This window comes from Flavobacterium sp. LB2P53 (assembly GCF_003970305.1).
Lineage (GTDB): Bacteria > Bacteroidota > Bacteroidia > Flavobacteriales > Flavobacteriaceae > Flavobacterium.
Window position 1 is genome coordinate 19,208 of the sequence record NZ_RYDG01000003.1, and the last position, 15,739, is coordinate 34,946.

Here is a 15,739-nt window from a genome sequence, read left to right on the forward strand (position 1 = left end):
CGCCAAAAAGGCGTATAATAAGGATTTCCGTTATAATCAGGGCTAGGGAATTTCGGTTCAAATAACGAATTTGTTTCCTATTAAATTCGTAATTTTAAACAAATAAATTTCCATGACGAATCCTATTTATATTGACCAAAAAGAAATTCTAAAACGCCTCAAACAACCAGACAAACATACCCACAAAGGTATTCAAGGACACGCTTTAATCATTGGCGGAAGTTACGGCAAAATAGGAGCAGTGAGCTTATCCTCTAAAGCAGCTTTGAAAACCGGCTGCGGATTAGTTACCGTTTTCATTCCGAAATGTGGGTACGATATTTTACAAATCTCAATCCCAGAAGTCATGGTTTTAACTGACAATCAGGAGAAATCAATTTCCAATATTACTTTCGACATTACACCACAAGCCATCGGAATTGGTCCTGGATTGGGTCAGGCCGTAGAAACCCAAAATGCGCTGCATCAGTTTTTAAAAACAAATAAAACGCCTTTAGTGATTGATGCCGATGCACTGAATATTTTATCCCAAAACAAAGAATGGTTTTCTTTAGTACCGCCCAAAACAATCTTAACGCCACATCCCAAAGAACTGGAACGATTAATTGGAAAATGGCATTTCGAAGAAGAAAAAATGAATAAAGCAATCTCTTTCTCCAAACAACACGAAATTATAATCGTTATGAAAGGTGCACCCACCCAAATCATTGATGGTAAAACTTTCTACGAAAATACCACCGGAAATGCTGCGCTTGCAACCGCTGGAACGGGTGATGTTTTGACGGGAATGATTACAAGTCTCTTGGCACAAGCCTATGAACCCATTAGTGCCGCAATTCTTGGCGTGTATCTTCACGGATTAACCGCGGATATTGCCTTGCCAGAAACGGGTTATCAATCTTTTATCGCTTCAGATGTAATTGCGAATATTGGGAAAGCTTTTTTGAGTATTACAGAATAAAATTTCTTAAAAAGGTTTCAAAAAAAATTATATTTTCAATTCGTTAAACAAATCAATCAGTTTGGTTTCTGATGGTTTTGGAGCATTTGAATTTACAATATTGCCATCTGGGCCAATAAGAATAAATCTGGGAATTTCCTTTATTTCGTAAGCTTTAATAAATTCAGAACTGAAGTCCAGATCTGCTAATAATTGAATTCCTCCTAATTTTTTTTGATTTACAAGATTGCTCCATTTTTGTCGGTCTTTAATATTGTCAACAGAAATGCTAACAAACTGAATATTTTTACCTTGATACTCTTCTTCCACTTTTTTCAAGGATGGTACTTCTTTAAGACAAGGCCCACACCACGTTGCCCAAACATCAATGTAAACATATTTTCCTTTTAGACTTTCTAAAGATGTTTTTCCTCCTTTTTGGTTTTCGTAATGAAATTGTGGTGATGCTTTGTGAGGCTGTGTCGCTATTATGGTATTATAAATAGCACTAAGACTCTCTTTTAATTTTGGATTATTTGTAATGAAAAGATATTCTTGGTATATTTTTTCATAATTGGCATTATCAATATTTATGTCATAAATGGAATTATGAATTATGAAATTCTTAAGGTTTTGACTTTTAAGAACTTTAATATTAATGATTTTAGCTATGATGAAATCAATATTAGTTCCGTTAAATTTTATATTATTAAAGAATTTTAACGTAGCTAATTTTTGGTATTCATGGGAAAATAAAAAATCTGCATCATTATCTAAATCTATTTTTTTATCAAATTTCGGGAATACATCTGAAACTTGAAACCCTTTTAAATGGGCATGAAGTTGATGGTAATTCTTATAAAATAGTATGTGTTTTTGCTCTAAATAATTAATGTTAGCAACTTCTTTTTCTTTGAAATAGGCGTTAGAAAATTTAATAGTATTGTACAAGGCCGAAATAGTAGTTTTGATTTCATTCACTTTATTCAGAAACTCCATTTCATCCAATTTATACAATTCTTCATCTGAAATTTGAGAGGTTATCTTTAATTTTTCAATTATATATTGATTCTCGATACTACCTTTGCCTTTATATTTTAAACTTGTGTTAAAAATGTTATCATCAGCGAGTAGCATTAGATTAGTCTCTTTTGATAAATAAATTGGTATACTGTTTTTACCAGTTTCAAGGGTATATATTCCATCATATGGAATATTTATGTTTTCTGAAAAACTATCATCAGCTTTTAATTTGATTTTTTTCTCAAATAATTCTCCTTTTATACTGATAGTCCCGTTCGCGGTATTGGTTATTTTCCCGGAAATTGGTATTAGCTCTTTTGAAGTTGTAAATGAGGCTAAAACTAAAATTAGCAATAGATAAATAACTTTTTTCATTGAGATTTATTTTTAATAATAACTCAAATATAAACTATTTCTTAAAAATTAGTACTTAATTCTTTGATAATTAAATAAAAAGGGATTGTTTGCTTTTTTAAATTTAGACACGAATAGTGTATTAACATAAACGGCTATCAATCTTTTATCGCTTCAGATGTGATTGCGAATATTGGGAAAGCTTTTTTGAGTATAGAAAACTTGGAGTAGTATTTTGTCTTTTACCATTTCATTTTATTTCTTTTCCTTTTGTCATTCCGACGAGGGAGGAATATCATTGTAGTTTCCGGTAATTTTTTTATGAATAGCTAATTTATTCAACTTATTATTGATACAATTTAGCAATAAAAAATATTCTTGATAAGGTTAATTTTTCGTCAGATTGACAGATTGTTAGCAATCATTTTGCAAAATAGACACGAAATTCTTCTCACTTATTTGTAAGTTTGTATCCAAGCAAAATTGCTTTATCCAATTTGATTATGGAAAAAATACCACATCTTAGAACCGTAAATGTTACACGATACATCGCTCCTTTGCGGGAAGGTGGCTCTTTGCCCGCGCTCGCTGAAGCCGATGACGATTTTAAATATGTACTGAAATTCAAAGGTGCCGGACATGGCGTAAAAGCCTTAATTGCCGAATTAATCGGTGGAGAAATTGCTCGTGTATTAAACTTAAAAATGCCGGAACTCGTTTTTGCAAATCTCGACGAAGCTTTTGGACGTTCCGAAGGCGATGAAGAAATTCAGGACTTGCTTCAAGGCAGTCAAGGACTTAACTTGGCATTGCATTATTTATCGGGAGCCATAAATTTTGATCCTGTTGTCACTTTAGTAGAGCCAAAACTAGCTTCCCAAATTGTTTGGTTAGATGCTTTTATCACCAATGTGGACCGAACCTTTAGAAACACCAATATGTTGATCTGGCATAAAGAATTATGGCTTATTGATCACGGCGCAAGTCTTTATTTTCATCATTCGTGGACCAATTGGGAAAAGCAAGCACAAAGTCCTTTTGCACTGATTAAAGACCATGTTTTGTTGCCTCAGGCTTCTTTATTAATAGAAACTGATGTAGCATTTAAAAAAATAATGACTGACGATGTATTGCAAAATATCGTGAATCTGATTCCGGAAGTATGGCTCCATTGGGAAGATACCGATGAAACTCCGGATGCAATTCGGGAAGTCTATTTTCAGTTTTTAATAACGCGTTTGAACCATTCCGAAATTTTTATAAACGAAGCACAAAATGCAAGAAAAGCACTTATATGAGTATGCCGTAATCCGGGTTGTGCCTAGGGTAGAACGCGAAGAATTCCTCAATGTGGGTATTATTCTGTTTTGTAAAAAAGCAAAATTCATCAAGGTTTTGTATGCAGTAAATGAATCCAAACTCCAAGTTTTTTCGGACGATTTGGATATAGAACAATTGCATTTAAATATACTGGCATTTGCCAAAGTAGCGCATGGCGAAAAATCAGGAGGACCAATAGGACAATTTGATATTCCATCGCGTTTCCGTTGGTTGACAGCACTTCGCAGTTCCGCCATTCAAACCTCAAGACCACATCCAGGATTGTGTGATGATTTGGAACAAACAACACAACGCTTGTTTGAAGAAATGGTGTTGTAATAAAATCTAAGAAAGACTGTTTAAGTGGCGCGCGAGGTGCATTCCCATACTAAAACAAGCTTGCAAGAGATAGCCTCCGGTAGGTGCATCCCAGTCGAGCATTTCACCAATGCAATAATTACTTTTTTTATCTTTTAGTTGAAAATTTTCGTCCACAGCATTCAGTTGGATACCGCCTGTTGTTGATATCGCATCGTTCAATAACGCAGCACCGGTAATTTCGAGGCTTAATTTTTTAATATTTTGAGCCAATAATTCTGGATTCAAGTAGATTTCTTTCGAAAGGTATTTTTTCAAAAGTCCAATTTGCGCGGGACTCAATTTTACTTCTTTCTGTAATGTTTCGCTCGTCTTTTTAAAAGTTGATTTTCTAATTTTGTCAAGCAAATCTTCATGACATAAGGTTGGTTTGAGATCTAGGAAAATTGTAGCTTTTTGTTGGCTTTCCAATTCTTCCCGAATGTATGGACTAAGTGCATAAATAGCATTTCCTTCTAAACCGAAACGTGTGATAACCGCTTCGCCTTTTTGTCTTTTATTCAAACAGCTAATCGCAATATTTTTAAGCGGACTGCCTTCATGTTCCAAGATGAAATCTTCCGGCCAGTTCACCCGATACGCACAATTCGAAGATTGAAAAGCAACGATAGGAATATTTTCTCTTTCAAATAAATCTAGCCAGGTACCATCAGAACCGGTGATCTTCCAGCTACCACCGCCCAGGGCAAAAATGGTATAGTCGGATTTTATTGCTGTATCTGTATTGAAAACGATGTCATCTTTGTTCCTCCAGCCCGTCCAGGTGTGTTGGTATTGAATAGCGACACCTTGCTTAGTCAAAACATCCAGAATTGCGTTGAGTACTGTTATGGGTTTGATGCCACTTTCAGGATATACTCGTTTGCTACTGCCAATATAGGTTGGGATACCGATGGTATCTATCCACTGTCTAAAGTCTTCATTATCAAAATTAAGCAATGCTTTTTCCAAAAAATGAGGTGGTGTATAGCGTGCAATCAATTCAGCAATGGGTTCCGAATGGGTGAGGTTAAATCCCCCTTTTCCGGCCACCAAAAATTTCCTTCCCAGTGTTTTGTTTTTTTCGTAGACTGTAACCTTGAATTTCTCACAATCCAATAATGCAGCCAGTATAAGTGCTGCGGGTCCTCCTCCAATAATTGAAACTGATTTTTTCACGTCACAAAAATAGGTTTTGTTTTTCCCGTAAATGCCGTTACGTATTTTTATATTAGCCAATGTATATGTAAAAAATAAAAAAGGCTGTTCAAAATAATTTTGAACAGCCTTTTTAGAAATTTTTTATCCACTAATATTTTGCCGACTCTCCGGCTTTCGGCAAGGATTGTTTTATAAATTGTCTGATATCCTCGTTGGCAGTTTCTAAATCTACTTTTCTCAAATACATCATGTGACCGCTTCTGTAACCTTTCCAGGACATTCTGTCATTTAGTCTTCCGCTTGGATCCATTTGCCACATGTTGTATTTTGAATTGAAATAATCACAAGCCCCGTCATAATAGCCGGACTGAACCATTACATGCAAATACGGATTTTGAGCCATGGCTTGTCTCAGGTTTTCTCCAGTTTTATCATTGGAATCATCCCAAGGCCGCACAGAACCAAACATATTGTATTTGAAATCGGTTTTGTAATTCAAATTATTGCGCAAGTACATATTGATGGCAGGAGTAAAGGAGTGGAGCCAAGAAGTAAGTTCGGCATTAAAATCAGGACTGTCACCAGCGGTTTTACGGTCAATTCCTTTGTAACGAGAATCTAATCTTCCTACGGTAAATCCTTGATCGCGCAACAATTCTTTCCAGAAATAATCATAGGGAACATCTAAATTATTTTGTAAAACCACTTTTTCCGAAAGTCCGGAATAGCGCGCAATTTTGGACGCGATTTCTTTTCTTTTTTGATCGTCCAATGCGCCTCCTTTGCTCATTGCGGGAAGCAGTTCATTTATGGTAAATTCTTCTACTTCAGGCAGCATATCCGTTAAATCTTTGTTCTGTAAATCAGCAGGTAATTTTTTGTGGAACCAAGCCGTAGCAGCAAAATAAGGCAGTTTCAGCGCAGCTTCAGAAGCGACTCCACGAGTGATTCCCAATTCAGTTGGCGATACTAAAATAACGCCGTTCAAATACATCCATTCACTATTTTGTAATTCTAGTGCCAATCCGGAAACACGCGTAGTACCATAACTTTCACCAATGAGATATTTGGGTGAAGCCCAACGATTGGTTCGGGATACAAATCCATTAATCCAATCAGCAAGGTATTTAATGTCGGCATTTACACCAAAGAATTTAGTGGTTGGTATTTCTTTACTTGTCGCTCTTGAATAGGCGGTATTAACAGGATTTACAAAAACAATATCGGCAACATCCAATATTGAATATGGATTTTCCTTGATTCCATAAGGCTGTAACGGATAGCCTTCATCATCAATATTAATTAAAGTGGGACCCGTATAGGCAATCTGCATCCAAACCGAAGCGGAACCTGGACCGCCATTAAAGGAGATGACTAAAGGGCGGGCAGCACGATCTTTTACATCAGAACGCTCATAATACGTGTAAAATAATCCGGCAATTGCTTTTCCATCCTCATCCCAAACCGGCATCGTCCCAGTGGTGGCTTTGTAAGGCACTTTTTGACCTTTGATAGTTGTGCTGTGTTCTGTTATGACCTGCGAATCCGGATTGAAAATAAGATTTGCAGCTGAATATTCTTCTTTTGGAGCAGGAGTAGCTGCTGGTGTTTTTGATGGTTGGGCATGCATTGTCGTAAAAAATCCAACTAAGAGCAACGATAGTACTGTTTTTTTCATAAAGAGATCGGTTTGAGGTGTTTTTAACAACAATTTTTGATAAAATTTAATTTCACTAATGTATTGTTTTTTATTGGAGCATCTATAAAAGAATGCAGAATTATGATTTTAATGCGTTTGACCTGTCATTTAAGCACCTGGAATAGGAATCAAATAACAGTTGTGTTTGCCCTGATTTTCTGATTACCTTTGCATCATGGATAAAATTTTTCGTCCCAACCCTAATTCTTTCAAAAATACTTTCTGCGTATTTGATGAAATTTCTATTGATGCTATAAATGGATTGAAAATTCAGTATGACAGCAAATCGGGCAGTAAATATTATTATACTAAAACGGGAATGTATCGGTTGTCCAATCATTGGGGACGATTAGCTAATAGCAAATGGCGATTAGAACCTTTAGAACCAGAAACAATTTCTAAAATTAAATTGGGTTATGCTTCTTGGGATCGTTTTTATCCAGATAATGCTATAGAAGAACTCTATTATTTAGAAGCAAATTATCTAAAGAAAACAGTCAATTACCAACACAGAAATAATCCAAAGTATGATAAAAAAGCGATCTTGAGAACCAGTTTTGAAACCACTAAACGCATCAAGCAGATCCGAAATTTATTCAATCTGACTTCGTGGGCTAACTATTTTGATTGCGACGATATTGATCTTTTGAGAGAGAAAATTATCAATCAATTAATTTTTACCACTAAAACGTTAGAGGAAATAAAAAAAGAATTCATTTGATGCCAGCCACGGAATCATCTGAAAAATATTGATTTTTCGCCTTTTAAGTAATAACCATGGTATAATGTCGTGTTTTAAAATCAGGATAAAATTATGTAACAATCTGATTTAAACTCGTTTTACTTAAAGTTAATTCTTTTGACTTTACGACTTTTAAACTTTCGACTTACTTAATAGACTGCTTCGTGTTTTTAATCACATAAAGAAATCAATAATAAATCATTAGTAGTGATAGGTTTAGACAGGTATCCCAGAATATTTTTATATGATTTAGATTTGTTTTTATCTTCAACTGCAATGGAGGAACTCACGATATACACAATGATTTGTTTATCAAATAAAGATTTTATAAGTCCCATTTCTTCCATAAATTCCCAGCCGTCCATTATTGGCATATTAATATCCAATAAAATGATATCCGGAAGGGCAGCGTTATTTTCTACAGCAATATGAAGATGGTCAATTGCTTCTTTTCCATTTTTGAATGATGAAACCCTCGAAAATATTTCGGACCTTTGAATTATTTTATTTACGATAATTTGGTAAATGGCATCATCATCGACTATCCAGATTGCTTTTTTTGTCATTGAATATAGATTTTAAATGTTGTTCCAATATCGGGTTCACTTTCCACGGTGATATTTCCTCCCATAGCATCAATTTTATTTTTAGTAATAAACAATCCAATTCCTTTTGAATCAGAATTAGGGGTAAAGGTCTTGTACATTCCAAAAATTTTATCGGCATTTTTAACCAAATCAATCCCAATGCCGTTATCCGAAATTTGAAGGACTTTCATCTCGTTTTCTATAATCAAAGTAATTTTTATGATGGGTTTTCGCAAGGGATGTCTGTAACGAATAGAATTTGAAATAATATTATAAAGTATGCTTTCCAGATAAGCCGGATTATAATTTATCATTATTTGATCTGAAATGGCTGAAATAATAGTGACTTCATGGGCCATAATTTGTTCCGAAAGTACATTTTGTGTTATCTGAATGTACTGTTTTAGGTTCAAAGGTTCGGATACTAAACCAATATTTGTGCTTATGTTTACGACTTCATTCAGGTGTAACATGGTTTCGTTCAGCGAACTAGAGACTGTTTTTAAAAGTTCCATCATTTCCGCTCTTTCTTCTTCGGATTCTGAGGAGGTGATTAATCCTATAATTGAAGTAATATTGCTAGTATGTGATCTTAAGTTATGAGAAACGATATAGGAAAAATTCAGCAATTTTTTATTTTGTTCCGTAACAAGAGTAAAGGATGATTTTAACTCTTTTTCAGCTTCTTTTGTTTTAGTAATATCAATCATAATGCCTCGTAATCTTGCTGCTTTACCATTTTCAATGACAACATTTGCGATGTCACGCAGCCAAACTACATCCCCATTTTTGGCTACCATCCGATACTCAAAATCATGGTCTGCCTTGTCATTTGTTAGTATAGTGCAATAATTCTGAACCCATTCACTATCTTCTGAATAGAGATGGTCACTCCAAAAAGTAGGGCTTTTAAGCCATTCCTCAGGGGTATAACCTAATATGTTTTCAACTTTCTGACTAATGAAATTAAAAGAAAAATCAGTAGCATTACACTCCCATACAATTCCATCAACGGTATTTATCAAGGATTCAATTCTTTGTTGTGAATCTATAATTATTTTTTCAGAGTATTTTCGATCAGTAATGTCTAATGTGGAAACAATGATTCGTTCAAATGTTTTTTCATAACCACGAATAACATTCCATCTTAAGTTAATGTCCCGTAATTTGCCTTCTGAATCTTTTATTACGGTTTCAATAATAAATTGTTTGTTATATTGAGTAATTGAGACCAAATTTTTTATGAAATCTTCTCTGGACTTCATATTAAACAATTCTCCTTTAATACTTATTAATTCCTCTAATGAGGAAACCTTATAAAGCAACAAGTTAGCTTTGTTAACATTGATAATTTTAATTAAAGAATGACATTTGTCAACAACTGCGGGATTATTGTTGAAATATTCTGTTACCTTTTCTTTGTTTTCCCCAAACAAATTTAATTCCTCCAGATATTTTTTAACATCTAAAAAATCCTCTTCTCTAAGAGGTAATGGAGAGTCCAGAAAAAGGCTTTTGAACCGGTCTTCACTTTTTTTGATTAATTGCTCCGCTTCTTTTTTTATTGAAATATCCTCTATAATAGCGATATTAGTGGATGCTTTTTTATAGAGTGCTGATACCGTAAGATTGACCCAAAGAATAGTACCAGTTTTTGTAAAATACCGTTTTTCCACTGAATACTCAGTAATTTCACCATTCCGGAGTTTTTCAAGTTTTATTAAATCTTGTTCTAAATCATCGGGGTGCGTTACTGATTGGAAATTTAAGTGTTTCATTTCCTTTTCAGAATATCCTAATAATTGGCAATATTGGTTATTGATTTCAATAAAATTACCGGTTAAGGAATTTATGTGCGCTATTCCTACAGGTGCCTGATCAAATATGGCTTCAAATTTTATTTCAGAATTCAATAATTTTGTGGCCTGAGTATTTACAAGAGACTGCAATTCTTTTGGTATTTTCAGTACTATAAATAGTAAAACACCAAAAAGCGCAGCAAAAAATACACCAATAATTCCAGGAATTAAAATTTGAGGATAGAGGTAATTCTCGTGTTTTGATATCAGATATAATTTCCAGTTGCCATCCGGAATAGAAGTTGAAATAGTATAATTTTTTGAAAATTCAGTTCTAATGGGCAAATAGAAAATTTCTTTTTCATTATCAAATTTTGAAAACTGGAAGTAATATTTAGAATCATCAATATCTGTTATCCCTGAAGTTTCTAAAAAAGTTTCTAATGTAATGATAATGGCTGAAAATCCCCAAAATTTATTGTTTTCAAATACTGGAAACCGTCCTATAATTCCCATTCCGCCTTGTTTTAATTTCAAAGGCCCGTCAAAATACATTTTTCGGGTTTTTATAGATTTTAAAGATTCCTTTTTTTGATGTGGTGCTGTTAAAACATTTAATTCTAAGGATGCTTCATTGCCTTTTAAAGGATAGATGTACTTAATTATTCCATTAGGAATCAGCAGAATTGCACTGATGTCGGTATTTGTTTCAATCAGTTTTTTACTTACGGAATCAAAATTTTCAGGAACACCTTTGTCATTGATGGTCAGTGCTAATGTTAACGTTGAAGTGTAACAGTTTTTAAGCGATTGATGAATGTTTTGACGAACAAAATGAAGAATAGTATTCATTTCGCGTTGTTCATCTTCTTTTATTAGTTGGTATTGCTGCCAAACGATGAAACCAGTGAGACAACTTAAAATGAGAAATGTCATGAAGCCCATTGTCCTGGGCTTGTCTATAAACCATCGGATGAATTTATTATGTTTTTTTTTAGACATTATGTAGTATTTTTAGTAGGTTTTTGAGGCAATATCATTAAAAAAATAAATATATAAAAAATAAAGATTAAAGTATATTTTTTTTTTTGATTTAGTTGCAGTATCAATTTTTGTGTTTTATATATTTTTTAGTGTATTTACAGTATTTGCCTCATAATCTTTGATATCAAAAAAAAATGATTTTCGCAAAAAAAAAGTACACTACGGAGAAGATATTTCAAAGCCCATTTGAAAATTTAAAGCGTAAAGTAGCCTGTTGACAATTAAAAGAAGCACTATCAAACTAAAAACAATTTTAATTTCAATAATTAAACCGAACTTTGCAGTAGTTTTTGAATCGAAAAATTGATTCAACATTTGATAATTTAGAGCGCAAGAGCATGAGTAGAAATAACGAAAGAAATATTAAAAAACACAACGATAAGTTGCACAAAGCGCAGGATAAATTAAAACAAGCTGAAATGCTGCGCAAGGAAAAACTAAAGCAAATCACTAAAAAATTTAATGAAGATAAGGCTTCAGAAAAATAATGTAACTACATCATGGAAAAAAATAAATTTAGCGAAGTAAAAAGTGGCGTTCAGCAAATAATAGATTTTATTGCTAAAAAAAATGCCCGGGAAGCCAATACTAAATTAGCAGAAGTTAGCGAGCAATTAGATGAACTCCTGGATTTTGCCGAAGAGGATGAAGACCTAATGGAGATAAGCCGCTATCAAGTCTTGTTGAACCAGTTGCATCAAAAAATAGTAGGGTTAAATGGACAGGCAACCGAATCCATTTAGACGAATTTTATCAAAGAATGATCAAAAATAAATGTTATTGCGGTTTTGATAAAAATTTCCAGGATTGTTGTGAACCCATTATTAATGGAGTAAAAAAAGCGACTACTGCGGAGTCTTTAATGCGTTCCAGATATTCAGCTTATGCAACGCATCAAGTAGATTATTTGTTAGCCACGACCCATATTACGGTGAGAAAGCAGCATTCAAAATCTGAAATTCTAAATTGGGCCACCTCAAATAAATGGCAGCAATTGGAAATTATAGAATCCACAGAGAACACGGTAGAATTCAAAGCTCATTTTTTAGACACCAAACTTCATAAACAAATTCATCATGAATTTTCTACTTTCAAACTTGAAAATGGATGTTGGTTTTATGTGGACGGACAATTTTTTTAGGTAGCTTTTTTTGGATTTTATCGTTTTTAACTAAAAATTAATAAATGTTTGTATAGCATACATTTTTTATTGGTGTAATTTTATTGGCTATGAAAAATGACACTAAAAAAGGTTTTTATTTCAAGCAATACGAAGCCCCCTTTCAGTCTCCGTTTGATAAGCTCTTTGGTATTTTCAAAGAATTAATTACACATACTTCAGGAGATTTTGATGAAGCAATCGACTGGTTACGGGAATTGGACAAAGAATATAAACTCACTGATGAACACTACAGTATTGATGATTTTATTGAAGATTTAAAGAAAAAAGGATACATCCGCGATGAACTTAAAGAGGATGGAACTGCTGGAATTGGTATTACTGCCAAGACGGAGCGTGCCATTCGGCAACAAGCCTTGGACAATATTTTTGGTAATCTGAAACGCTCCGGAAGCGGCAATCACAAGACTAAACATTCCGGAAACGGTGACGAACATACCGGGGAATTTCGGGAATTTCATTTTGGTGACGGACTCGAACGAATTTCCTTGACCGAAAGTTTACGCAATGCCCAAATCAATAACGGAGTAGCAGATTTTATGTTGACCGAAAATGATTTAGTTGTCGAAGAAACGCAATATAAATCACAGATGAGTACTGTTTTGATGATCGACATCAGCCACAGTATGATTTTGTACGGTGAAGATAGAATTACTCCCGCCAAGAAAGTAGCAATGGCTCTTGCTGAATTGATTACGACACGTTATCCAAAAGATACTTTAGATATTCTGGTCTTTGGAAACGACGCTTGGACCATTGCAATTCGGGATCTACCGTATTTAAAAGTGGGTCCTTACCACACCAATACAGTTGCCGGTTTACAACTAGCCATGGATATTCTGCGCAGGAAACGAAACACCAACAAGCAAATTTTCATGATTACCGATGGGAAGCCAAGTTGTATCCGCGAAAAAGACGGTTCCTATTATATGAACAGTAACGGACTCGACGAATATATTGTGGATAAATGCTACAATCAGGCGCAGCAAGCCCGAAAACTACACATTCCAATCACCACATTTATGATTGCGAATGATCCGTATTTGCAAAAATTCGTCAATAAATTCACCGAATCAAATCAAGGAAAAGCATTTTATACCGGATTAAAAGGACTGGGTGAAATGATTTTTGAGGATTATGAAACCAATCGTAAAAAGAGAATAAAATAGTAATTAGTCACAGTCTCAGTTGTCAGTTCGAGCACAGTCGAGAACAAATTGACAGTTAACAATAATAACAATTTTAAAAGCAATATGAAAATAGAAAATATAAAAACTCTCGGAGAATTAAAAAAATCAGGTTACAAAAGTATAAACATCAAAGATGAGTTGCGTACGAACTTAAGAAATAAAATTAAATCAGGACAACCAACTTTTGAAGGTGTTCACGGTTTTGAAGATACCGTAATTCCGGAACTAGAACGTGCTATTTTGTCGCGTCACAACATCAATTTATTAGGGCTTCGTGGTCAAGCCAAAACCCGATTGGCGCGCAAAATGATCGAATTGTTGGACGAATACATTCCGTTTGTGACAGGTTCCGAGATTAATGACGATCCGTTGCAGCCCATTTCTCGTTTTGCCAAAGATATTATTGAAACTAAAGGCGATGCAACTCCCATTTCCTGGCTACACCGAAGCGACCGTTTTTTCGAAAAATTAGCTACGCCGGATGTAACCGTTGCAGATTTGATTGGAGATGTCGATCCAATTAAAGCAGCAAATTTAAAACTGTCCTATGCGGATGATCGTGTGATCCATTTTGGGATGATTCCAAGAGCGAATCGTTGTATATTCGTTATCAACGAATTACCGGATTTACAGGCGAGAATCCAAGTAGCACTATTTAATATTTTGCAGGAAGGCGATATCCAGATTCGTGGATTCAAATTGAGAATGCCCCTTGATCTGCAATTTGTATTTACAGCAAATCCAGAAGATTACACGAATCGAGGGAGTATTGTAACCCCATTAAAAGACAGGATAGGTTCTCAAATCCTGACACATTACCCGGAAACCATTAAAATTGCCAGAACCATTACAGAACAGGAAGCAAAGCTGGACGCCACGCAAAATAATATGGTTTACGTGCCTTCGTTAGCGAGAGATTTATTAGAACAAATCAGTTTTGAAGCAAGAGAAAGCGAATATATTGATAACAAAAGTGGGGTGAGTGCCAGATTGAGTATTACCGCTTTTGAGAACTTATTAAGTACTGCAGAAAGAAGGGCTTTGAAATCCGGAGTAGATAAAACAACGTTGCGATTGTCTGATTTTATGGGAATTATTCCTGCTATTACCGGAAAAGTCGAATTGGTTTACGAAGGAGAGCAGGAGGGAGCTGCCGCCGTAGCACAACATTTATTGGGCGATGCGATCCATACTTTTTTCCCTGCATATTTTCCAAAAATCGAAAAATTAGAGAAAGAAGGTGTCAAAAATGCCTACACGGATATCATCGAATGGTTTTTTGCCGAAAGTGGTTTCGAATTATCAGACGATTGTTCTGATGAAGAATACGAAAGAATATTAGGAAGTATTGTTCCTCTTGAAATTTTAATCAAAAAATACCAACCGCAACTGGAAAAAGAAGATAAATTTTTCATGAAGGAATTTATTCTTTGGGGATTGGTTGAATATAAAAAACTAAGCAAAGACCGTTTTTCTAAAGGGTATCAGTTCAAGGATATTTACGGAAGCTTTATTAGTAAATTGTAAATAACATACGTTTTTTACACTATAAGTCATTTAAGGAATCACTATTGTGTAGTTCCTTAAATGACTTTTTTGTTTAAAAATTGATGTATTTTTGGCGTTTTTTCTAGAGAATAAAGTAAGCGTCCCATTTATTTATTTCTTTATCGGCGTTACTGATTTTTATTAGTCTACCTTGCCTCATTGACCGTCTAAGCAGTCAAAAAGAAAGACATGGAAAATAGCTTTGAAGCCTTGATTGCTACTTATATTGAAAATAAGGTAGGCATATCCGAACATTTTTTGAGTACCGATTTAGCTAATAATCTAAAACAAAATTTGATTGTTTTAAACCAAAATAGTCTGTTGACGGAAGCAGGAATTGGTAACGCAGAAAAGGTTTCTTATGATGGTGCAATACGAAGCGATTCCATTTATTGGTTGGATAAAAAACACAACAACGCATTCGAAAATGAGTTTTTTGCTCAAATAGAAGCTTTTATTATTTATTTGAATGAAAGTTGTTATGCTGGAATAACGGGATATGAATTTCATTATTCGTTGTATGAATCGGGCGATTTTTATCTCAAACATTTGGATCAATTCAAGAATAATCCCAGCCGAAAATACTCTATGATCAGTTATCTGAACAGCAATTGGCAAGAAAGTGACGGTGGTGAGTTGCTGATTCATCAAGCTAATAACAATCAAAAGATAGCCCCAACTCAAGGTAAAACAGTTTTCTTTAAGAGTGACGAATTAGTTCATGAAGTTTTGGTCACCCAAAATACCAGAATGAGTATTACGGGATGGTTGAAGAGTGATTAATATTTCTAAAAA

General features: G+C 34.4%; 15 protein-coding genes. 10 read left to right on the forward strand and 5 right to left on the reverse strand.

Annotated elements, in window-relative coordinates:
- The first annotated feature begins 112 nt into the window (after positions 1-112).
- Entirely contained in the window at positions 113-961 is an 849-nt protein-coding gene (locus EKL95_RS04810) for an NAD(P)H-hydrate dehydratase (protein WP_126563661.1), read from the forward strand.
- Between the two features lie 27 nt (positions 962-988).
- On the opposite strand, the gene EKL95_RS04815 is transcribed toward EKL95_RS04810, so the two are convergent.
- Entirely contained in the window at positions 989-2,338 is a 1,350-nt protein-coding gene (locus EKL95_RS04815; RefSeq protein ID WP_126563662.1) for a TlpA family protein disulfide reductase, read from the reverse strand.
- 482 nt (positions 2,339-2,820) lie between these two features.
- On the opposite strand from EKL95_RS04815, the gene EKL95_RS04820 reads away from it, so the two are divergent.
- Positions 2,821-3,615, forward strand: a complete 795-nt coding sequence (locus EKL95_RS04820; RefSeq protein ID WP_126563663.1) for a HipA family kinase — start codon at positions 2,821-2,823, stop codon at positions 3,613-3,615.
- Positions 3,593-3,976: a DUF3037 domain-containing protein gene (locus EKL95_RS04825; RefSeq protein WP_126562034.1), complete on the forward strand. Its 384-nt coding sequence runs from the start codon at positions 3,593-3,595 to the stop codon at positions 3,974-3,976. Before EKL95_RS04820 ends, EKL95_RS04825 begins: the two co-directional genes overlap by 23 nt.
- 6 nt (positions 3,977-3,982) lie before the next feature.
- Here EKL95_RS04825 and EKL95_RS04830 read toward each other — a convergent pair whose 3' ends face one another.
- On the reverse strand, positions 3,983-5,173 hold the full coding sequence (locus EKL95_RS04830; protein ID WP_126563664.1) for an NAD(P)/FAD-dependent oxidoreductase: 1,191 nt from the start codon (positions 5,171-5,173) through the stop codon (positions 3,983-3,985).
- A gap of 130 nt (positions 5,174-5,303) precedes the next feature.
- Positions 5,304-6,833 carry a S10 family peptidase gene (locus EKL95_RS04835; RefSeq protein WP_126563665.1) on the reverse strand — a complete coding sequence of 510 codons (1,530 nt, stop codon included), beginning with the start codon at positions 6,831-6,833 and terminating at the stop codon, positions 5,304-5,306.
- A 196-nt stretch (positions 6,834-7,029) separates the two neighbouring features.
- Here EKL95_RS04835 and EKL95_RS04840 point away from each other — a divergent pair, with 196 nt between their 5' ends.
- Positions 7,030-7,575, forward strand: a complete 546-nt coding sequence (locus EKL95_RS04840; protein ID WP_126463326.1) for a hypothetical protein — start codon at positions 7,030-7,032, stop codon at positions 7,573-7,575.
- Positions 7,576-7,766: 191 nt separating this feature from the next.
- Here EKL95_RS04840 and EKL95_RS04845 read toward each other — a convergent pair whose 3' ends face one another.
- Both EKL95_RS04845 and EKL95_RS04850 read right to left on the reverse strand, forming a co-directional pair.
- On the reverse strand, positions 7,767-8,162 hold the full coding sequence (locus EKL95_RS04845; protein WP_126563666.1) for a response regulator: 396 nt from the start codon (positions 8,160-8,162) through the stop codon (positions 7,767-7,769).
- Positions 8,159-10,984 carry a PAS domain S-box protein gene (locus tag EKL95_RS04850; protein ID WP_126563667.1) on the reverse strand — a complete coding sequence of 942 codons (2,826 nt, stop codon included), beginning with the start codon at positions 10,982-10,984 and terminating at the stop codon, positions 8,159-8,161. Before EKL95_RS04850 ends, EKL95_RS04845 begins: the two co-directional genes overlap by 4 nt.
- 380 nt (positions 10,985-11,364) lie before the next feature.
- Between EKL95_RS04850 and EKL95_RS15025 the strand changes: the two genes are divergently transcribed.
- The 6 genes from EKL95_RS15025 (at position 11,365) to EKL95_RS04875 (ending at position 15,727) form a co-directional block, all read left to right on the forward strand.
- A complete protein-coding gene (locus tag EKL95_RS15025; protein ID WP_197037251.1) occupies positions 11,365-11,514 on the forward strand; it encodes a hypothetical protein in 150 nt (49 codons plus the stop codon).
- A gap of 12 nt (positions 11,515-11,526) precedes the next feature.
- Positions 11,527-11,769, forward strand: a complete 243-nt coding sequence (locus tag EKL95_RS04855; protein WP_126463444.1) for a hypothetical protein — start codon at positions 11,527-11,529, stop codon at positions 11,767-11,769.
- A gap of 17 nt (positions 11,770-11,786) precedes the next feature.
- Entirely contained in the window at positions 11,787-12,167 is a 381-nt protein-coding gene (locus EKL95_RS04860) for a YchJ family protein (RefSeq protein WP_126463319.1), read from the forward strand.
- Between the two features lie 89 nt (positions 12,168-12,256).
- On the forward strand, positions 12,257-13,375 hold the full coding sequence (locus EKL95_RS04865; RefSeq protein ID WP_126563668.1) for a vWA domain-containing protein: 1,119 nt from the start codon (positions 12,257-12,259) through the stop codon (positions 13,373-13,375).
- Positions 13,376-13,459: 84 nt separating this feature from the next.
- Entirely contained in the window at positions 13,460-14,923 is a 1,464-nt protein-coding gene (locus EKL95_RS04870; RefSeq protein WP_126463315.1) for a magnesium chelatase, read from the forward strand.
- A 210-nt stretch (positions 14,924-15,133) separates the two neighbouring features.
- Positions 15,134-15,727 (forward strand): 2OG-Fe(II) oxygenase, encoded by a 594-nt coding sequence (locus tag EKL95_RS04875; protein WP_126463313.1) that lies wholly within the window; start codon positions 15,134-15,136, stop codon positions 15,725-15,727.
- Positions 15,728-15,739: the final 12 nt, after the last annotated feature.